Source organism: Clostridium sp. AF36-4, from assembly GCF_003435975.1.
Classification (GTDB): domain Bacteria; phylum Bacillota; class Clostridia; order Lachnospirales; family Lachnospiraceae; genus Eubacterium_F.
In genome coordinates this window covers 1-19,962 of record NZ_QTVH01000013.1, presented here as the reverse complement: position 1 = coordinate 19,962, position 19,962 = coordinate 1, and the positions used below count along the sequence as shown (strand labels likewise).

General features: G+C 41.2%; 14 protein-coding genes, 6 tRNA genes and 1 other annotated feature. Of the genes, 3 read left to right on the top strand and 17 right to left on the bottom strand.

Annotation, left to right across the window (positions count from 1 at the left end; translation table 11 throughout):
• Together DW005_RS08275 and ftsH are read right to left on the bottom strand one after the other, a co-directional pair.
• Entirely contained in the window at positions 1-813 is an 813-nt protein-coding gene (locus DW005_RS08275; RefSeq protein ID WP_117478905.1) for a Cof-type HAD-IIB family hydrolase, read from the bottom strand.
• Positions 813-2,747, bottom strand: coding sequence for an ATP-dependent zinc metalloprotease FtsH (gene ftsH / locus DW005_RS08270; protein WP_117478904.1), 1,935 nt, complete (start codon positions 2,745-2,747; stop codon positions 813-815). Before ftsH ends, DW005_RS08275 begins: the two co-directional genes overlap by 1 nt.
• Before the next feature lie 213 nt (positions 2,748-2,960).
• Between ftsH and DW005_RS08265 the strand changes: the two genes are divergently transcribed.
• Positions 2,961-4,568, top strand: coding sequence for a CTP synthase (locus DW005_RS08265; protein ID WP_117478944.1), 1,608 nt, complete (start codon positions 2,961-2,963; stop codon positions 4,566-4,568).
• A gap of 120 nt (positions 4,569-4,688) precedes the next feature.
• Here DW005_RS08265 and DW005_RS08260 read toward each other — a convergent pair whose 3' ends face one another.
• From DW005_RS08260 to DW005_RS08240, 5 genes are all read right to left on the bottom strand, one after another.
• Positions 4,689-5,318 carry a phosphoribosylanthranilate isomerase gene (locus tag DW005_RS08260; RefSeq protein ID WP_117478903.1) on the bottom strand — a complete coding sequence of 210 codons (630 nt, stop codon included), beginning with the start codon at positions 5,316-5,318 and terminating at the stop codon, positions 4,689-4,691.
• Between the two features lie 58 nt (positions 5,319-5,376).
• Positions 5,377-5,511 (bottom strand): FeoB-associated Cys-rich membrane protein, encoded by a 135-nt coding sequence (locus DW005_RS08255; RefSeq protein WP_117478902.1) that lies wholly within the window; start codon positions 5,509-5,511, stop codon positions 5,377-5,379.
• A 111-nt stretch (positions 5,512-5,622) separates the two neighbouring features.
• Positions 5,623-8,151: a ferrous iron transport protein B gene (gene feoB, locus DW005_RS08250; RefSeq protein ID WP_117478901.1), complete on the bottom strand. Its 2,529-nt coding sequence runs from the start codon at positions 8,149-8,151 to the stop codon at positions 5,623-5,625.
• Between the two features lie 92 nt (positions 8,152-8,243).
• Positions 8,244-8,465, bottom strand: coding sequence for a FeoA family protein (locus tag DW005_RS08245; RefSeq protein WP_117478900.1), 222 nt, complete (start codon positions 8,463-8,465; stop codon positions 8,244-8,246).
• Between the two features lie 9 nt (positions 8,466-8,474).
• On the bottom strand, positions 8,475-8,687 hold the full coding sequence (locus DW005_RS08240) for a FeoA family protein (protein ID WP_117478899.1): 213 nt from the start codon (positions 8,685-8,687) through the stop codon (positions 8,475-8,477).
• A 228-nt stretch (positions 8,688-8,915) separates the two neighbouring features.
• Here DW005_RS08240 and DW005_RS08235 point away from each other — a divergent pair, with 228 nt between their 5' ends.
• Positions 8,916-9,284, top strand: a complete 369-nt coding sequence (locus DW005_RS08235; protein ID WP_022376256.1) for a metal-dependent transcriptional regulator — start codon at positions 8,916-8,918, stop codon at positions 9,282-9,284.
• Between the two features lie 60 nt (positions 9,285-9,344).
• Here DW005_RS08235 and DW005_RS08230 read toward each other — a convergent pair.
• A tRNA-Arg gene (locus tag DW005_RS08230) sits at positions 9,345-9,418 on the bottom strand.
• A 209-nt stretch (positions 9,419-9,627) separates the two neighbouring features.
• Positions 9,628-9,864, top strand: a binding site (T-box leader).
• 108 nt (positions 9,865-9,972) lie between these two features.
• Here DW005_RS08230 and DW005_RS08225 point away from each other — a divergent pair.
• The gene (locus tag DW005_RS08225; protein WP_117478898.1) at positions 9,973-11,964 is read left to right on the top strand and encodes a 2-isopropylmalate synthase; all 1,992 of its coding nucleotides are present in this window, start codon (positions 9,973-9,975) and stop codon (positions 11,962-11,964) included.
• 59 nt (positions 11,965-12,023) lie between these two features.
• Here DW005_RS08225 and DW005_RS08220 read toward each other — a convergent pair whose 3' ends face one another.
• The 9 genes from DW005_RS08220 to DW005_RS08180 form a co-directional block, all read right to left on the bottom strand.
• A complete protein-coding gene (locus DW005_RS08220; protein ID WP_181974991.1) occupies positions 12,024-14,381 on the bottom strand; it encodes a leucine-rich repeat domain-containing protein in 2,358 nt (785 codons plus the stop codon).
• 65 nt (positions 14,382-14,446) lie between these two features.
• Positions 14,447-15,583: a glycosyl hydrolase family 18 protein gene (locus DW005_RS08215; RefSeq protein WP_117478896.1), complete on the bottom strand. Its 1,137-nt coding sequence runs from the start codon at positions 15,581-15,583 to the stop codon at positions 14,447-14,449.
• A gap of 94 nt (positions 15,584-15,677) precedes the next feature.
• Positions 15,678-15,763 (bottom strand) — tRNA-Leu (locus DW005_RS08210).
• A 39-nt stretch (positions 15,764-15,802) separates the two neighbouring features.
• A tRNA-Asp gene (locus DW005_RS08205) sits at positions 15,803-15,876 on the bottom strand.
• A 7-nt stretch (positions 15,877-15,883) separates the two neighbouring features.
• Positions 15,884-15,957, bottom strand: a tRNA-Ile gene (locus DW005_RS08200).
• A gap of 23 nt (positions 15,958-15,980) precedes the next feature.
• A tRNA-Glu gene (locus DW005_RS08195) sits at positions 15,981-16,052 on the bottom strand.
• A gap of 102 nt (positions 16,053-16,154) precedes the next feature.
• Positions 16,155-18,110, bottom strand: a complete 1,956-nt coding sequence (locus tag DW005_RS08190; protein ID WP_117478895.1) for a leucine-rich repeat domain-containing protein — start codon at positions 18,108-18,110, stop codon at positions 16,155-16,157.
• A gap of 77 nt (positions 18,111-18,187) precedes the next feature.
• The gene (locus tag DW005_RS08185) at positions 18,188-19,660 is read right to left on the bottom strand and encodes a sodium-dependent transporter (RefSeq protein WP_117478894.1); all 1,473 of its coding nucleotides are present in this window, start codon (positions 19,658-19,660) and stop codon (positions 18,188-18,190) included.
• 74 nt (positions 19,661-19,734) lie between these two features.
• Positions 19,735-19,806, bottom strand: a tRNA-Asn gene (locus DW005_RS08180).
• Positions 19,807-19,962 lie beyond the last annotated feature (156 nt).

Below are 19,962 nucleotides of genomic sequence, written 5' to 3'. Positions count from 1 at the left end.
TTACCAGTCCTTTATAAAACGCGTAATCACATCCACCAGTCCATCTTCGTCACAGGACGGTGCAACATAATCCGCTTTTTCTTTCAATTGTTCCGGTGCATTTGCCATAGCCACGCCAAATCCGGCATATTCAATCATCGGCAAATCATTAAATCCATCCCCACAGCACACCATCTGGCTGCGGCGGTAGCCAAGACGTTCTAACAGTTTTGCCACACCGTATGCCTTATCCACGCCAAGAGGCATCATTTCCAGATAAAATCCTTCGGAGCGGTAAACCGAAAGACGGCCCTCAAAATCTTTTGTCGCCTTTTTCTCCAGTTTTTCCAAATGTGCAGGGTCCCCGGTCAAAATGCATTTATTACCCGCAAACTTCACATCCCGGTGAAAATCTTCCGGTACCCAAATAGGAATATCACAGCCTTTTGCATCAATTGTAATATACGGATCCGTGTCACTGTGCGCCACGATTTTCCCGGCATCATACGTTAATATTCCGGTATGCTCTTTTTTTGAATAATCATACAATTCATGAATCATCCCATCCGGCAGTGTAATATCATATATCACTTCACCGGTTGCAAAATTTGTAATGCGTCCACCGTTAAACGAAATAACATAGCCGCCGAACCGGTCAAGTCCAATCGCTTTTGCCTGATGGCGGATGCCCTCTGTGCACCGCCCGGAAGCAATTGCAACCTTGACACCCTGTTCCTGACATTCCCACAAAGCCTCTTTTGTACGCTCTGTAATCTCTTTTTTTGTATTGACTAATGTTCCATCAACATCCAGCACTAACAATTCGTAAGCCATTACTCTTCCTCATTCTGCGGGAGTTCTTTTACTTCTTCTTTCTGTTTTTCCTCGCCGCTTCTCTTTAACTTTTCACCGGTAATTTCTTCGTAAATCGCAACGAACTCTTTTCCGGTAATCGTTTCTTTTTCAATTAAATGCTCTGCCAGTTTATCCATAACCGCCTGGTTTGTCTCGATACATTCCACTGCCTTTTTGTAACTGTCATTCAAAATTGCCATGACTTCTTCATCAATCTGGCTCTCCGTCACCTCGCCGCAGTTAAGCACCGGTCTGCCATCCAGATAACGGCTCTGAATTGTCTCTAAGCCCATCATGCCAAACTTACTGCTCATACCGTACTGCGTTACCATCGAACGTGCAATTGACGTTGCCTTCTCAATATCATTCGACGCTCCGGTCGTAATATCATCAAACTTAACCTGCTCTGCCGCACGCCCCCCCATAAGTGTAACAATCTCTGAAATCAGCTCTTCCTTCTTCATCAGATATTTTTCTTCTTCCGGCACCTGCATCACATAGCCGAGTGCTCCCATTGTACGCGGTACAATCGTAATTTTCTGTACCGGCTCCGCATGTTTCAAATTGGTTGCCACAAGCGCATGTCCAATCTCATGGTAAGCAACAATCTTCTTTTCTTCCTCGCCAAGAATACGGTCTTTTTTCTCTTTTCCGGCAAGTACCACTTCAACAGCCTCAAACAAATCCTTCTGGCTTACAACCTGTCTGCCATCTTTTACTGCCATAATAGCAGCTTCATTAACCATATTGGCAAGGTCCGCACCAACGGCACCGGAAGTTGCCAACGCAATTTCTTCCAAATCTACCGTATCATCCATAAGCACATCATGCGAATGAACCTTTAATACATCCACACGGCCTTTCAAATCCGGTTTTTCCACAATAATCCGGCGGTCAAAACGTCCCGGACGAAGTAATGCCTTATCAAGCACTTCCGGACGGTTTGTCGCACCAAGAATGATAATTCCTTTCGAGGAATCAAAACCATCCATCTCCGACAACAGCTGATTCAGCGTCTGCTCACGCTCATCATTGCCCCCGCCATACTGGCTGTCACGGCTTTTACCAATCGCATCAATCTCATCAATAAAAATAATACAAGGTGCCATCGATGTCGCCTGCTTAAACAAATCTCTTACACGTGACGCACCGACACCAACAAACATTTCCACAAAATCGGACCCGGACAGGGAAAAGAACGGAACACCTGCTTCTCCTGCAAGTGCCTTCGCAAGCAGTGTCTTACCGGTTCCCGGAGGTCCGACAAGCAGCGCACCTTTCGGAAGTCTCGCACCAATTTTTTTGTATTTATCCGGATTTTTCAAAAAGTCAACTAACTCCGTCAGTGACTCTTTTGCCTCTTCTTCACCGGCAACATCCTTAAATGTCACACCGGTCTTTTTTTCTACATACATCTTCGCATTTGACTTGCCGACGCCGCCCATAATGCCGCCGCCCTTAGTTGCTGAGCGCATAAAGAACCAAAGGAGAATCCAAAGTCCCGCAATCGGAAGAATATAAGAAAGCAAAAAGTCCATAATTCCCGAACTGCTCTGAATCTCCGCCGTAAACTCGACTCCGTATTTATTCAGCAAATCCTGCACCAATTTCTCGTCATTGACATACCCGGTATAATAAGTGACCGTAAGCATCGCCACTTTTTCCTTCGTCTTTGGCTCAATGACAATCATATTCGACTGAAATGTAACCTTTTTCACCTGGTCCTTTTTCAGCATTTCAATAAATTTTGTATACGTGATTTCCTTTTCCGTATTTCTTTGAATCTCGGAATTCAGGAAAAAAATCAAGCCAATTGCAAACAGCGCCGCCATTAAACAAATCAAGAGATTGGTCTTGTTTTTCTTGCGCTTGTTCGGATCCTGATTATTTCTTTCATTATTATTAAAATCCATTCTATCTTGTCCTTTCGTATCCTGAATCGTTACTTTAATAAGTATAAAAGATTTTAAATGATAAATCAATGGTTAGTATGTGAAAGATTGGTGAATTTGACACTTGAAACAAACTGGTAAAAAGGGTATACTAGAAATAAGTTTGTTTATTTTCATTAAATATAAAATTTGTAAAAAGATTAAGGAGCTGTTGGCTCCGGAATGGAGATTAAAATGGCTGTAAAGTACGTTTTTGTAACTGGCGGTGTTGTTTCCGGTTTAGGAAAAGGAATTACTGCCGCTTCTTTAGGTCGATTGTTGAAAATGCGTGGCTACAAAGTAACCATGCAGAAATTTGACCCGTATATCAATATTGACCCGGGTACGATGAATCCAATTCAGCATGGTGAAGTATTCGTCACCGATGACGGTGCGGAAACCGATTTGGACTTGGGACATTATGAGCGTTTCATTGACGAAAGTCTCACCAAACAGAGTAATGTCACAACCGGTAAAGTTTACTGGTCGGTTCTTTCCAAAGAGCGCCGTGGTGATTACGGTGGTGGAACCGTACAGGTAATCCCTCATATTACAAATGAATTGAAAAGCCGTTTTTACCGCAACGATGGTGTAAAAGAAACGCAGATTGCCATCATTGAAGTCGGAGGTACGGTTGGTGATATCGAGAGCCAGCCATTTTTAGAGGCAATTCGTCAGTTCCAGTTAGATGTCGGACATGAAAATGCGATTTTGATTCACGTTACATTAGTTCCTTATTTAAAGGCATCGCAGGAATTAAAATCCAAGCCAACACAGGCAAGTGTAAAAGAACTTCAAGGTATGGGAATCCAGCCGGATATCGTTGTATGCCGTACTGAGATTCCTCTCGATAAAGCAATCCGCGACAAAATTTCTTTGTTCTGTAATGTACCAAACAGTCAGGTTATCCAGAACTTAGATGTGGAAACACTTTATGAAGTACCTCTTGCCATGGAGAAGGAAAACCTTGCACAGACTGTCTGCAAATGTCTTCACTTGGATTGTCCGGAACCGGATATCAAAGGCTGGGAAGACATGGTAAATTCCATTAAGAACTTAAACAAAGAAGTAACCGTTGCCCTCGTCGGCAAATATACTGCTTTGCATGATGCTTATATCAGTGTTGTTGAATCCTTAAAGCACGGTGGTTTCGCCCACAATGCACAGGTAAACATCAAATGGGTAAATTCAGAAGATGTAACCCCTGAAAATGTCGCTGATTTTTTAGGCGATGTAAGTGGTGTTTTAGTACCGGGTGGTTTTGGTGACCGCGGTATTGATGGTAAAATTTATGCTATCCAGTATGCACGCGAAAATAACATTCCATTCCTTGGTCTCTGCCTTGGTATGCAGTTATCCATCGTAGAATTTGCACGTAATGTTGTCGGCTGGAATGACGCTCACAGTGCAGAATTAGACCCATCTACAACGCATCCGGTAATTCACCTGATGCCAGACCAGAATGGTGTTGAGGATATCGGCGGCACCTTACGTCTTGGTTCCTACCCTTGTGTACTCGCTAAAGACAGTAAAGCGTATGCGCTATACGGCGAAGAAACAATTCATGAAAGACACCGCCACCGCTATGAGGTAAATAACTACTATCGTGATGACTTAGAGAAAAACGGCATGAAACTTTCCGGACTTTCACCGGATGGACGAATTGTTGAAATGTTAGAGATTCCGGAACATCCTTGGTTCGTTGCCACACAGGCTCATCCGGAGTTTAAATCCCGTCCAAACCATCCACATCCGTTATTTAAAGGATTTGTTGGTGCAGCACTTGAGTATCAGGATAAGTAAGAATAAGTAATCTATATAAAAAAAAGAAATGATAATTGGCTCGAAACAAAAGATTCGCTTCGCGAATAAGGTTTCTCTCCAATTATCATTTCTTCTTTTTTATAAGTTACTTATCTTACTTTACTTTTCTGAACTTCCCCGTACTGTTCTCACAAAAGCTTCTATTCGTTCTTTACTCTTTCCGTTACCATCTGTGCGCTCTACACCGGAACTGGTGTCCACACCATCAATTTTCCCCGCGCAGGCAGCCAGAGCCTCTCCCACATTGTCCGGATTAAGCCCACCGGCAAGTAATACTTGTTTCTCTGTCGAAGGAAGCTTTTGCAGCAAATCCCAGTCAAATGTTTTTCCGCTTCCCGGAACTGCAGCATCCATAACAAATCCAGCCACTTCATCCATTTCTTCGTAATGTGAAAAAGCATCCATATCACTTACATTAAAAGCTTTAAAAACCGGAATCCGACAGGACGTAATAACCGAATCCTCTATCTTGCCATGAATTTGAATTGCTAAAAAGCCGGCTTCCACAACCGCTTCCACCTGCTCTTTTGTCGGGCTTACCGTAACCGCAACCGAAACAACGCCTGCCGGAAGTTTCGCAATTAATTTCTTGGCACACTCTAGGGAAAGATTCCTTTTACTTTTCGGAAAAAACAACACAAAGCCGGCATAATCAATACCGGCTTTTGCAATATATCCAATTTCTTCTTCGGAAGTAATACCACAAATTTTTATCAAAGGGTTCTTCATCCTATCCACCTCATTTCATTCAACCGTCCATGTTCTTTCATTATACATACTGAATGATTTAATGGCAACCCTTACATTTACTGCAGTCACCGCCACAGCTTCCTTTTCCATTTTTACGGTCTTTTCTCATGCAAAACAGAATAGCGGCTACAATCACCACAAGAATACCTGCTACAATAATTGTTCCCCACATATTGACACACTCCTTTCGATTCAAAAGGCTAGACCTGCATTCCAAAAAATGCAGGTCATATCCAAATGGCTTATTTATGTTCAAAATGTTTTTTACAAATTTTTGAGATGATTACTTGGAGGCAGCAACACTCGTTTTGCCAACTTTTAATGTCTGGCTTTCTTTATAAGGACGAACCAGAAGGTAAATCATTCCAATAATTACCAAAATAGCAACTACTGTCCAGATACTGAATACGCCCTGTGCAAGCAAACCAATGTTATTTACAATCAAACCAATCAAGTAAGCAAATCCACACTGATAACTAACGGCTACGAAGAACCATTTACGGTTATTCATCTCACGTTTAATCGCACCCATTGCTGCGAAACATGGAGCACACAAAAGGTTAAATGCTAAGAAAGCATAACCACTAACTGCGGTAAAGTTTGCTGCCATGTTCTGATATACAGTACCATCACCGGCAGTGTACAGAATACCAAGAGTACCAACGATATTCTCTTTTGCCACAAGCCCTGTAATTGAAGCAACAGTTGCCTGCCAGTTGCCCCATCCAAGAGGAGCGAACAACCAAGCGATTGCTTTACCAATTACTGCCAGAATACTAGCATCAATTTCATCCTCTGAAAGCATACGGAATGTTCCGTCTACTACACCGAAATAGGTTGTAAACCATACAAAAATTGTGGAAAGAAGGATGATAGTACCTGCCTTCTTAATAAAGCTCCAGCCACGCTCCCACATGCTGCGAAGTACCGTACCAACGGTTGGCATATGGTAAGCAGGAAGCTCCATAACGAACGGTGCCGGGTCACCGGCAAACAATTTCGTTTTCTTCAAAATGATACCAGATACGATAACAGCTCCGATTCCAAGGAAGTATGCGGAAGGAGCAACCCATGAAGCACCACCGAAAATAGCTCCGGCAACCATTGCGATAAATGGAAGTTTTGCTCCACAAGGGATAAATGTTGTCGTCATAATTGTCATCTTACGGTCACGGTCACTCTCGATTGTACGAGAAGCCATGATACCGGGAACACCACATCCGGAACCAATCAACATTGGGATGAAGGATTTACCGGACAAACCGAAACGACGGAAAATACGGTCCATGATAAATGCGATACGTGCCATGTAACCACATGCTTCCAAAAATGCTAAGAAGATAAACAATACAAGCATCTGAGGAACAAATCCGAGTACAGCTCCAACACCGGCTACAATACCATCCATAATCAATCCGTACAAAGGTTCTGCGCAAACCGGATTTCCTTCGTCGTCCAAAAGTGCCTTATTAAGCAATGCCGGGATACCGGGAACCCAAACACCATAATCTGCAGAATCCGGCTCTTCCAAGCCTTTTTCATTGACATATTTTTCTGCATCTTTGAATGACATACCATTTACAGTTTCCTCATCTGCATCATCCGGTACCGCATCATAATATACATCAATTTCATTTGTTGCCAAAGTCTCTTCATCTTCTACTTCATATTTTACAGAAGCTTCAGAAGAACCCTTTGCATCTAACTCTGCCATCTTTTTCTTTGTTGCATCAACATCAATGGCATCTTCATCGTCTGTTACCAAAACGCCATAAGCATCCAATGCGTTGGTTGCCTGTGTATAGCTGTCAGCATCTTCTTCGTAAGCGGAAGTTCCGATACCGAACAAGTGCCAGCCATCACCGAACACACCATCATTTGCCCAGTCAGTAGCAATTGTACCAACTGTTGTAACAGAAACATAATATACGATAAACATAACAACCGCAAAGATTGGCAGCGCCAAAATTCGGTTTGTCACAATCTTATCAATCTTATCGGAAATCGTAAGTTTTCCGGATTTTGCTTTTTTCAGGCAGTCATCAATGACAGATGTTATATAGCTGTATCTCTCATTTGTAATAATACTTTCTACATCGTCATCAAATGCCTCTTCCAGAGAAGAAATCTCACTGCTGACATCCGGCACGGAAGCCATCTGCTCAACAATTTTATCGTCACTCTCCAAAAGTTTGATTGCATAGAAACGTTTCAACTCATCTTTAATCTGTCCGTCTAACATTGACTCAACAGAATGAATTGCCATCTCTACTCCTTCAGCAAATTCATGAACCGGTGCTTCATAACCTTTCTTTGCTGCAGTCAAAGCCTTTTTCGCAGCATCCTCAATACCGGTTCCTTTCAGGGCAGAAATCTCAACCACGTCGCATCCAAGAACTTTGCTCAGCTCTTTTATGTTGATGACATCGCCATTTTTCTTTACAATATCCATCATATTGACAGCCATAACAACCGGAATACCAAGTTCCAGAAGCTGTGTCGTCAAGTACAGGTTACGCTCAATGTTCGAACCATCTACAATATTTAAAATCGCATCCGGTCTCTCATTGATTAAGTAATTTCTAGCAACTACCTCTTCCAATGTATATGGGGAAAGAGAATAAATACCGGGCAAGTCAGTGATAACAACGTCTGAGCTGCCACCTGCCAAACTCTTCTTTAACTTTCCTTCTTTTTTCTCTACTGTTACACCAGGCCAGTTACCAACAAACTGATTGGCACCGGTCAAAGCGTTAAACAATGTTGTCTTACCGCTATTCGGGTTACCCGCAAGCGCAATCGTAATAGCCATTTTCTTTTCTCCTTTTCTAAGTTTGATATTTCTATCTTATATTTGTTTAGGCTTTCCATTGTTAGTTTTTACTAACTGTGACACAAAAAAATTTACTGAACTTCAATCATTTCTGCATCCGCTTTACGCAAGGATAATTCATAACCACGCACGGTAACCTCAACCGGGTCTCCAAGCGGTGCTACTTTCCTTACAAAAATATCAACTCCTTTGGTAATACCCATGTCCATAATACGCCTTTTTACCGGACCTTCGCCTGTCAACTTTGTAACTTTTACCGTGCTGCCAGGTGTCACCTCTCTCAATGTCATCATCTTTCCTCCTTAAATCATTATCTTATTTGCCATATCTTTTCCAAGTGCAACGCGGGAATCTTTGACATTCAAAATCATATTGCCACTGATTTCCGATACCACTGTCACAACCGAGCCGGTCACAAAGCCTAGGTTCTCCAGAAACTTCTTTGTCTCTTCACGACCGCCAATTCGTTTAATCGTGTTTGGCTCGCCCACTTTCGCCATCGTTAAAGGCATCATTCCATCATCCTTTCTGTATCGCGTCATAAATGACATGACGGTTGATAATGAATTCTATCACTTACGCAAGTTAGTATACACTAACGAACATTAGCTGTCAAGAACTTTATGAGTTTTTTTCGCGATAAAACAAATTGATTCATCTGCAAAAGAATGTTATACTATACAGTACAATGTAAATGGGAATACCCCCAGTATATATTTTTTGGAGAGGAGTTACTTATATATATGAAGAAAAAGTATAACGAATCCGCTGAGGATTATTTGGAAACTATCCTTATGTTAAGTAAAACACTGCCGGTTGTCCGTGCCGTAGACATTGCTACCGAATTGGATTTTAAAAAATCCAGCGTCAGTGTCGCCATGAAAAACCTGCGCGAAAAGGGACATATTACCGTAACCGATGCCGGTTACATCTATTTGACGGATTCCGGAAAAAAAATTGCAGAAATGGTCTATGAACGTCATGATGTTTTGACGCACTACTTAATTTCTCTTGGTGTTGCCGAAAAAACAGCAGAAGAAGACGCCTGCAAAATCGAGCATATTATCAGTGAAGAGAGTTTTCAGGCGATTAAAAAGTCTTTTTCAAAATAAAATTGATTTAGAATTGTAAAAAATAAAACCGCTTATAACAACTGTTATAAGCGGTTTTCACGTACGTGAGAGGATTCGAACCCCCGACACCTTGGTCCGTAGCCAAGTGCTCTATCCAGCTGAGCTACACGTACAACGCAAGTATTATAATAGCGCAGTCGTCATAAAAAGTCAAGCACTTTTTTTATTTTTTTATCTTTATGATTGAAGCTCCAATCCCGGTTTTAGGAAGGAATAAAAACTAGCTTTCGGCACGCTATCACCGTAGATTAAAAATAATCAATATAAATGATTAAATTTAATCATTTCCTTTTTACTAAAAGTATGATAACATATCATATAGCAAAAGGCAATGACGAGGAATAGTAACTTCCTTTTATTCTTTCAGAGAGCTGCCGGCTGGTGAAAGGCAGTAGAAGAATGGTTGTGAACTCGCCTCCGAGCTGTACATTTGAACCTTTAGTAGAATGTACCGGTCACCCACCGTTATGAGGGAAAGGCATGTTAGTGCTGATGAGGGCATGTCCATCGGACATGAAGTAGAGTGGTACCGCGAAGGATTATCTCTTTCGTCTCTACAACCACATTGGTTGTGGGGCACGGAAGTTTTTTTATTTATACCACAAATCATCCAATCCCCTGCAGCAAAACAGTATTTTAATTAGGAAAAGAAATGGAGGATTTGAACATGAAAAATTTTGACAAATATGAAAAAGCCTATTTTATGCCACCGGAATGTACCTATGACTGGGTAAAAAAAGATTCCATCACAAAGCCGCCGATTTGGTGTTCCGTCGATTTGCGTGATGGTAACCAGGCGTTGATTGAACCAATGAGTTTAGACGAAAAATTACAGTTTTTCCAGATGTTAGTAGATATTGGATTCAAGGAAATCGAAGTTGGTTTCCCGGCTGCATCGGAAACTGAATACGAATTTATGCGTGCTTTGATTGAGAAAAATATGATTCCTGATGATGTTACCGTTCAGGTTCTGACTCAGGCAAGAGAGCACATTATCAAAAAAACATTTGAGGCTGTAAAAGGTGCTCCTCACGCAGTTATTCATCTGTACAACTCCACATCGGTTGCACAACGTGAACAGGTATTTAAAAAATCCAAGGAGCAGATTAAACAGATTGCCGTTGACGGTGCGGTGCTTTTGAAAAAATTGGCAGACGAAACCGAAGGAAACTTCTCTTTCCAGTACAGTCCGGAAAGTTTTCCGGGAACGGAAGTGGATTATGCCGTTGATGTGTGCAATGCTGTTTTGGATGTATGGCAGCCAAAGAAAGAAAACAAAGCAATCATTAACATCCCTGCTACCGTTGAGAATGCAATGCCTCATGTATTTGCCACTCAGGTAGAATACATCAACAAACATTTGAAATACCGTGATGCAGTTACCCTGTGTCTGCATCCGCACAACGACCGTGGCTGTGGCGTAGCAACCGCAGAACTTGGTATTTTAGCAGGAGCCGAGCGTATCGAAGGTACTCTGTTTGGAAACGGTGAGCGTACCGGTAACGTTGACATTGTTACTTTGGCAATGAATATGTTTACACACGGTGTTGACCCGAAACTGGATTTTTCCAACATGCCAAAAATCCGTGCAAATTATGAGAAATTTACAAGAATGCATGTTTATGAGCGTCAGCCATATGCCGGTGATTTGGTATTTACCGCATTCTCCGGTTCCCATCAGGATGCAATTGCCAAAGGTATGCAGTGGCGTGAAGATAAAAACTTAAAAATCTGGAGCGTTCCTTATCTGCCGGTTGACCCTAAAGATGTCGGACGTACCTATGACGGCGACGTAATCCGAATCAACAGCCAGTCAGGCAAGGGCGGTGTCAACTATATTCTGAAACAGAACTTCGGTATTTCTATGCCGGATGCGATGCGGGAAGAAGTTGGCTATCTGATGAAACACGTTTCCGACGAAGAGCATAAAGAACTGTCTCCACAGTGGGTTTATGAAATTTTCGAAGACAATTACATTAACCCGACACCTTACTTCCAGATTTCCGAATGCCACTTCAAACAGGTGGATGGCATCATGGCAGAAGCAACGATTACCTGCGGTGACAAATCTACTATTGTGGATGCAAACGGAAACGGACGTTTAGATGCCGTAAGTAACACCATCAAGCAGTTCTTTGGCATCAGTTACCAGTTGTCCACCTACGAAGAACATGCTTTGACTCAGGGCTCCTCTTCTAAGGCAATTGCCTATGTAAGCATCACCTGCCAGGGCAATGTATTCTGGGGCGTCGGCATTGACGAAGATATTATTTCGGCTTCGATTCACGCATTGTGTGTCTGCGTAAACAAACTGCCGGACATAAAAAAAAACGATAATTTGAGAGATGAGCGGCTGGTTGGCATGATTAATTTCATGCAGGCAAATTACCAGACCGTAACACTTGAAGACATGGCAGAACAGTTCCACTTGAGCGTGCCGTATTTAAGTAAATTCATCCATGAAAAATCCGGCAAGACATTTGGCGAGCAGGTCACAAATATCCGGATGAAGAAAGCAAGAACGCTTTTGAAAAACGGAAATATGACCGTAGAAAATATTGCCGCGGCAGTCGGCTACCCAAGTGTGGAACATTTTAGCCGGACATTCAAAAAACTTTATGATATGACACCGGTTGAATATCGAAATAGCGAAAAATAAAACATAACAAAAAGAACCACCCTGTAATTTGCAGAGTGGTTCTTTTTTGTTAAATCCAACTATTTTGCATAATTAAAGCAAACACCGTACTGGCCGGTCACTTTCTTACTATTACGTGAAATCTTAATATAATACGTTCCTTTTGTTTTTAACTTATATTTCACAATCTTCGTATCTGAGCTGGTATCTTTCATATGCTTACTATCAAAGCGATATGTTTTCACTGCCTTTTTCGTTCCTTTCTTGTAAATTGATGCCGTGAAACCACCGGACGAAAGCATATTATTATAAATCGTAAGTGCTCCCTGCTTTTTATTCATCTTCACAAAACGATACCATCTTGTATTTGCTTTGTCCTCATTGAAATAATATCCAAAACGGTAATACATATCATTTGACTCAAGATCAAAATCGGTCTTATAAAGATTTACCGCTTTCTTTTTTGTCTTTCCATATGAATCCTTTGCCAAATGCTGATAATCCGATTCATATGCCGCAATCTGGCTCACACATCCGGCTTTTGCCATAATCTTTAACCGGTACTCACCTTTCTTTAAGGCAAACCGGATATCCTTTGCCGTCGTACCATTCATATGCGTGTACAAATCAAACTTCTTACCCTTCTTCACCGAAATCTGTTTGGAAACGGAAGTCCATTTCGCACCGTTTTTCTTTTGAACTTCAATTTTCATGTCCGGCGCGGTAACAAGATTCAAATCAACAATTCGAACAATCACACCGCCATTTGTTTTCTTTGTAAATGGCAGATACCGTGCTGTTCCATTTGCCATGAAATAATTTTCGTTGATATCCTCACCAAGTTTTAACGCCGTCAATTCCGGGCAGATAATTGCATTATAAATCTTAAAAGTGCCGGTTATTTTTTCCGGTGTTTTCAGATAAAGAACATCTCCCTTTTTCACCTGTTTACAGTTGTTTACTTCTTTTTTGTCTGCATCATAAAGTTTTGCTTCTTCACTGGCATAGTAGTAAAAGATGCCGGACTCTTTCATTGTTAAGGTAATAAACTGATTCTGCATCGATGAGTCATATGAATAAGCGCCACTCACCGCATCAAATGCCTCGCCGGTACAATCAATTGATTTCGCATTCCTGCGTTTTGCCTGCTCCTCTTTCTGCTTTTTCTCATATTCCGTGAAAGAAGTATAAAATGTATCTTTTTTTGCCTGCCACTCTTTTGAAATGCAGTCACCAATTTCTGTCCAGTAAAATGCATCTTTACCAATTTCCTTTAACGAAGCCGGAAAATTAATTTTCATAAGTTTTTTGCAATTATAAAATGCATTTGCACCTATTGTCTTTATGGTCGAAGGCAGCTTAACTTCCTTCATATTAAAATCACGGAACATTTCATCCGGAATTGTTTCAATGCCTTCCGGAATTTGAAGCGTTTCCTCTTCTGCCTTTTTCTTAGCATCTGCTTTGTCGGCAAATTTGGCAAGATATGTTTTATCAATAACCACATAGTCACCGGCAAAGGAAATCCGCTCAGGCATCTGACGCATTGCCTCTTTTTCTCCTATCGTGCCAAATAAGACGGCAACGCTCTCCTTCGTCAAATCCTTTGACAAAACACTATATTGAATACCCGCCGGTAAAGGCTCGCCATCTTCCACAATATTTTTTACACCGGCAGGAATTGTAAACTCTTTCAATTCTTTTACCGGTACATAGTTGTCATCCCCTAAATCATTCGTAAATGCACTCGTCAAAATACTCTCGCAGGAAGGCTTTACCTCCGCCTGCTTCGCATAAAGAGCAAGGTACATCAAAGTGTCACCTTTTTTGTTATAAATAGCACCTTTATATGAGCTAAAATTCTTATCGTTCTTATTTACCACATAAGCCCTCGTATCAAACTGGTTCAAACTGATATCATTCAGTGATTTAATGGCAGATGTAAACGTCAGCTGCTCTAATGGCGTATCATTGATCACACCTTTCTCATCCACCCGGTTATAAGCATATAAATCAGCCGGTGTTGATACCTTCTTCAATTTTTTACATTTATAAAAAGAATAATTTCCAATATACTTAACGCTGTTTGGAATTGTGACATTTGTAAGCGCTGTATTGTAAAAGGCATACCCGGAAATCTTTTTCAATGTCGATGGCAATTGTACCTTTTTTAACTTTTTACAATTTTTAAAGGCATTCTTAGAAATGGTAGTGACACCTTTTTTTATCACAACCTTCTTAATATTTTTCGTTTTTGACTTCTTGCCAAACACCATGCTCTTTGGCATCTCACCTTTTCCGCTTATCGTAAGTGTTGTTCCTTTTACTTTGTAAGTCACCTTACCGGCTGCATCCACAGGGGCTGCCGGTACTGCCGGAGTAATCAGCGATAACGCCAAAGCACCTGTCATCACCGAACCAATTATTTTTTTACTCATAGCCATTCCTCCTTTGTTTTTCATTCTAATAATAAAACGATTTCCATGACAGAAAAGTTGCATTTTTATTCTCTTTTTTCAAAAAAATCATCAAACAATATCCACATTGCCCGAAATAAACGCATAATCTGCCATACCGCCATGCCACGCAGGTTGTATTCCTTAATCAAACTATATTTTGCAGATAAACTTCTCACATCCTCAAACCATACTTCATGCCGTACATTGTCTCTTTCATAGGTAAAATACGGAGACTGCGCCGTCCCATCAAATTCGATTACAGCACTGTTACTAATTGCAATCTGCACCGCTTCCACATGTCCAATCGTGACTGCCTGACTCTCACCTCTCATAAAAGGAAGAATCCAGTCATATCCGTAATTTGGCACCCCCAATAATATTTTTTCCGATGGAATTTCTGTCAGTGCATACTCCACAACCTGCCTTACCTTATTAAGCGGTGCAACAGCCATTGGCGGACCATAACGATACCCCCACTCATATGTCATAAGAAGCACCTGATTTGCCGCCTCACCAAGTCCTCCATAATCTTTTCCCTCATATAAAAGTCCCGGCTGCTCTGCCGATGTTTTTGGTGCTAACGCCACACTCACGAGATACCCTTCTTCATTCATACGAACCCGCAGTTCTCTTACAAACGCCGTGAATAAATCCCTATCTTCTTTCAAAATATACTCAAAATCAACATCGACACCACGGAAATTCTTCTCCCTGACTTCTCTTTGCAGTTCGCTTAGCAGCCGCTCCGTGCTCTCTTCGCTCGTAAGTACCGCATGAATTCGGCTGTTACTGAATTTTCCATCCGGACCAAGCGGCGTCAAAGTCAAATATGCATTTCTCCCGTATTCCTCCGCCATCCGGCGCATCGTATCATCGGATGGCACCGGTTGAATCAATTCTCCCTCCTCCGTAAAACCATAAGAAAATACGAGCAGTCCGCTCATATAGGGAAGTGTCTGGCGCAATACCCATGGACTGATATACGGATAGGCATAGCCATTTGCCGACGCCGTCATTTTTACTCCAGAAGACACACCATCCGGAATCAGAAGTGCTTCTCCAACCGCCAAACGATACGGATACGGAATCTGATTGATGTAGGCTATTTCTTCTACTGAAACATCATACAAACCTGCTATTTTATCAATCGTATCTTCTTCTTTGACAAGATAAATTGACATATCCGTCCTCTCTCCAATATTCCTCATTCTCATCTATTGTATGCTTTTCCGAAAAAAAAGAGAACTACCATAATTGGTAATTCTCTTTTTTGAATGCTGGTAACCGGAATCGAACCGGTACGGGTGTCACCACCCACAGGATTTTAAGTCCTGGGCGTCTGCCAGTTCCGCCACACCAGCATAATAAGTATTTCATCCAGCAGACATGGTCTGCCGAAACGACCCAGATGGGACTCGAACCCACGACCTCCGCCGTGACAGGGCGGCGCTCTAACCAACTGAGCCACTAGGCCATATCAATGGACCCTCGGGGACTCGAACCCCGGACCGTCCGGTTATGAGCCGGATGCTCTAACCAACTGAGCTAAAGGTCCGCATATCCTCAAGGAATACAAAGTGACCCCTACGGGAATCGAACCCGTGTTACCGCCGTGAAAGGGCGATGTCTTAACCGCTTGACCAAGGGGCCGTATATATTAGATGTCAAACACGACTTAACGCGTCAACATCTAATATAATAGCACAATGGTATTCAGATTGCAAGCGTTTTCGTTATTTCAAATAATTTTTTTTATAAAGTAATCAAAGTTGCCGATGCATAGTATGCCATCCGACGAATCGGATAACTGCTTGGTCCTACAATCACTGCTAATTTCGGGCAGTCACCAACGGCATATTCCCCATTTTTCAATTTGGTTCCGCTCGCAAATACAATCGATTTTAAGTTCTTTACCTTGTATATGCAATTGTAAGGAAGCGATTTAATTCCTTTTTCAAAATACAGTTTTGTCAAATGACTTACACGGTCAAAGGCTTCCGAAGAAACATATTTTACACTACGAGGCACCGTAAATGATTTTGTATTCTTCTTCGGTGGATACTTCATTAATCTCGTCATCGGACCATTATAAAGCACACCATCTTTTACCGTAAATCTACCTCCGCCTCCGGTAAACGCTGATAGTTTATCGCATCGGCTAAATGCATTTGCGTTCATTTTTACCAGTCCGGAAGGAATGTGTGCCACCCTGATATTTGTCTCAGAAAATGCATAGTCACCAATTGTTTTCACGGAATCCGCAATATCAATCCGGGACAATCTCCTACATCCCAAAAAAGCCTCTTTTCCAATTTTTTTGGTTCCCTGCGTAATCCGCACTGTACGTAGTTTTGTCATTCCCTGAAATGCATAATTGCCAATCGCACCAGCCGAAATCGTAAGATTTCTAAGGTAATTATTATCATTGAAGGAATTTGATCGAATCGTTCTTACGCTTGATGGTACATGGAATGAACGATTGATCTTATGTAACGGATACTGGATTAGTTTCGTCATGCTCTTATTATACAAAACACCATCTTTTGCACAATAATTTTTGTTGCCTGCCGCCACACGGATTTCCCGCAGACTGGAGCAGTCATTAAACGCGTTCGCATTGATTCCCTTTACATTTGCCGGAATATAAATCGTTTTTAAGGAAGTACAACTTGCAAATACTTTATTTCCAATATAAAGGACATTCTCACCCATCTGAAGATTTTTTATGTTAGTACCTGCAAAAGCACTGTTGCCAATAAACTGCACTTTCTTATTCAAATGAATACTTTTCAGACCACTATATTTAAAAGCCCCATCTCCAATCGCATAGACCTTATTGGTAAGATGAATTTTTTTCAGACTCTCACATCCTGCAAAAGATTTTGCTTTAATAAAAGATACCGGTTTTGGAAGTACCACACTTTTAAGATTTGTGCATCCATAAAATGTTTTTTCCGGAATATACTTCATTTTTGCCGGCAGTTTTACCTTTTTTAAACCGGTACAATCCACAAAAACACCTTTTCCAAGCTTTGTCTTTTTCCCCTTAAAGATTACGCTTGCCAGCGAATCACATTTTTCAAATGCATTTTCGTGAACTTTTGTTACGCTTGAAGGAATCGTAATCTTTTTCAGCTCATAATTTTTATAAAAGGCTCTGCTTCCAATTGAAGTAAGCTTGTTTCCAAATTTTACATTTGTAAGTTTAAAACATTTGTAAAAGGCATTACTTTGAATCTTCTTAAGAGAAACCGGCAAATTTATCTTTTGCAATTTTACACAATTATAAAATGCACCTGTCTGTATCTTTTTTACGGATTTACCAAGCGTAACTTCCTGTAGTGACACACAATCCTGGAACATATAATAACTTATCTTGCTAAGTTTTGCCGGGAGTTTAATCTTTTTCAAATTACGGCACTTATGAAATGCCTGTCCCTCAATAACAGTCACTGAATCCGGTATCGAAATAGACTCACAAATATTTTTGCTAAATGCAAATCCCGCAATCTCTGTGACTTTAAAACCACCAAGTTTTTCCGGCACCTGAATATGCCCTTTAACATTCGGCACCTTTTCAATCACGGCTTCCTTTCCATATAAACTGTACTCATACCCATTTTCCTGATACTCTTTTGCACTTGCCGGAAAAACCGAAAAGCAAAACATCAGAAGCAGCAGGGCTGCTGCAAAACAAATTTTTTTCATAACATTTTCTCCTATCCTTTTTTATTCTACTCATATAACGATATTATAGCAGAAAATGTTGCAATTTTCCATTTTTTTTATTTTTTTTGCACTTTTGGTTTATGAAATGCCACCGAAAAAATACCAGCCAGCAAAAGTAAAGCAAATGCCATCCATAACACAAGTGTTTTTATTCCCATCCCCACAAATGTATCATAATATCCCTTCAAATAAATAACAACGATAATCAATGGCAGTACATATGTCATATACCCACGCAGCCAGAGCGGAAATTTCTTTCCTTCTCCCTGATTCACTTCATCGCAGAATGCATGCCATCCCCATCCATTTTTTCTTGTACAAAACAGCACAAATACCAAACCACCCAATGGCAGAATGTTATAAGATACAAGGAAATCCTCTAAGTCCATAATACTTGAGCCAGCCCCCATCGGCTGAAACCATTTCCATATATTATAGCCAAGAACTGCCGGCGTACTAAGTACTGTCATAAGCGGTATATTTACTAAAACAGTCTTTTTCCGGCTCCATCCCAACGTATCCATATAATAGGAAATAATACTTTCAAATACAGCAATTACCGTTGACAACGCCGCAAATGCCATAAACACAAAAAACATTCCTGCCCATATACTGCCTCCCGGCATATTACTAAATACATTCGGCAGCGTCAAAAACAGAAGCGACGGACCGGCCCCCGGTTCTACACCAAACGAAAAACATGCCGGGATAATAATGAATCCTGCCATCAAAGCAACAAAGGTATCGACACACATAATCCGGGTTCCCTCGCCCAATAAGCCACGCTCTTTTCCCAGATAACTACCGAAAATTTCCATGTTACCCATACCGACACTAAGGGTAAAAAATGCATGCGACATCGCAGCAAAAATCGTATTTCCAATGCCATTTTCCGCCACGGACGAAAAATCAGGTATCAAATAAAAGGCAACACCTTTCACCGCTCCCGGAGACAGCAGCGAATGAATGGCAAGGATTATCATAATGATAATCAACACACTCATCATCACTTTTGTTATTTTTTCAATACCATTCTGCAAACCAAGCGCACAGACAAAAAAGGATACAAGAATAGCAAGAACATTCCAAAACATCATCGTCTGTGGCGAAGACTGCATGGTATCAAATGCATTTTGAATAGCACTGCTATCCAGACCATGAAGCTGTCCGGTCAGAGAACGGTAGGCATAATACAAAATCCATCCTGCCACCATCGTATAGAACATCATCAGCATATAAAAGCCAACAATACTCAGCCATTTCATATGATGAAAGCGGCTCCCCTTCTGCTCCAGTTTCTCATAAGCCTGCGCCATACTTTTCTGGCTGGCACGTCCAACCGCAAATTCGCAAAGCAGAATCGGCAGTCCCAAAATCACCAAAAACATTAAATATATTAAAATGAAAGCAGCCCCTCCATATTCTCCACAAATATAAGGGAACTTCCATACATTGCCAAGTCCTACCGCACACCCTGCCGATACCAGGATAAACCCTAAGCGACTTCCAAATTTTTCGCGTTCTTTCATCTTTTTTCCTTTCTAAGGTACGTTCGTTTTATTAAAAAAAGTCCTCAGACCTTCATCTGAGAACTTTTCATCAGCTCCCCGAGTAGGGCTCGAACCTACAACAACTCGGTTAACAGCCGAGTGCTCTACCATTGAGCTATCGAGGAATATATATTATTATACAGCAAAAGCCTCCAAAGAATTCCTCTTTGAAAACTTTTCCTAACATAATAGTTAGTACCTTCAAAACTACACATTGTTTTCTCTCTCTGAACCAACAAGGTCAAGCCTTCGACCTATTAGTATCCGTCAGCTCCATACAT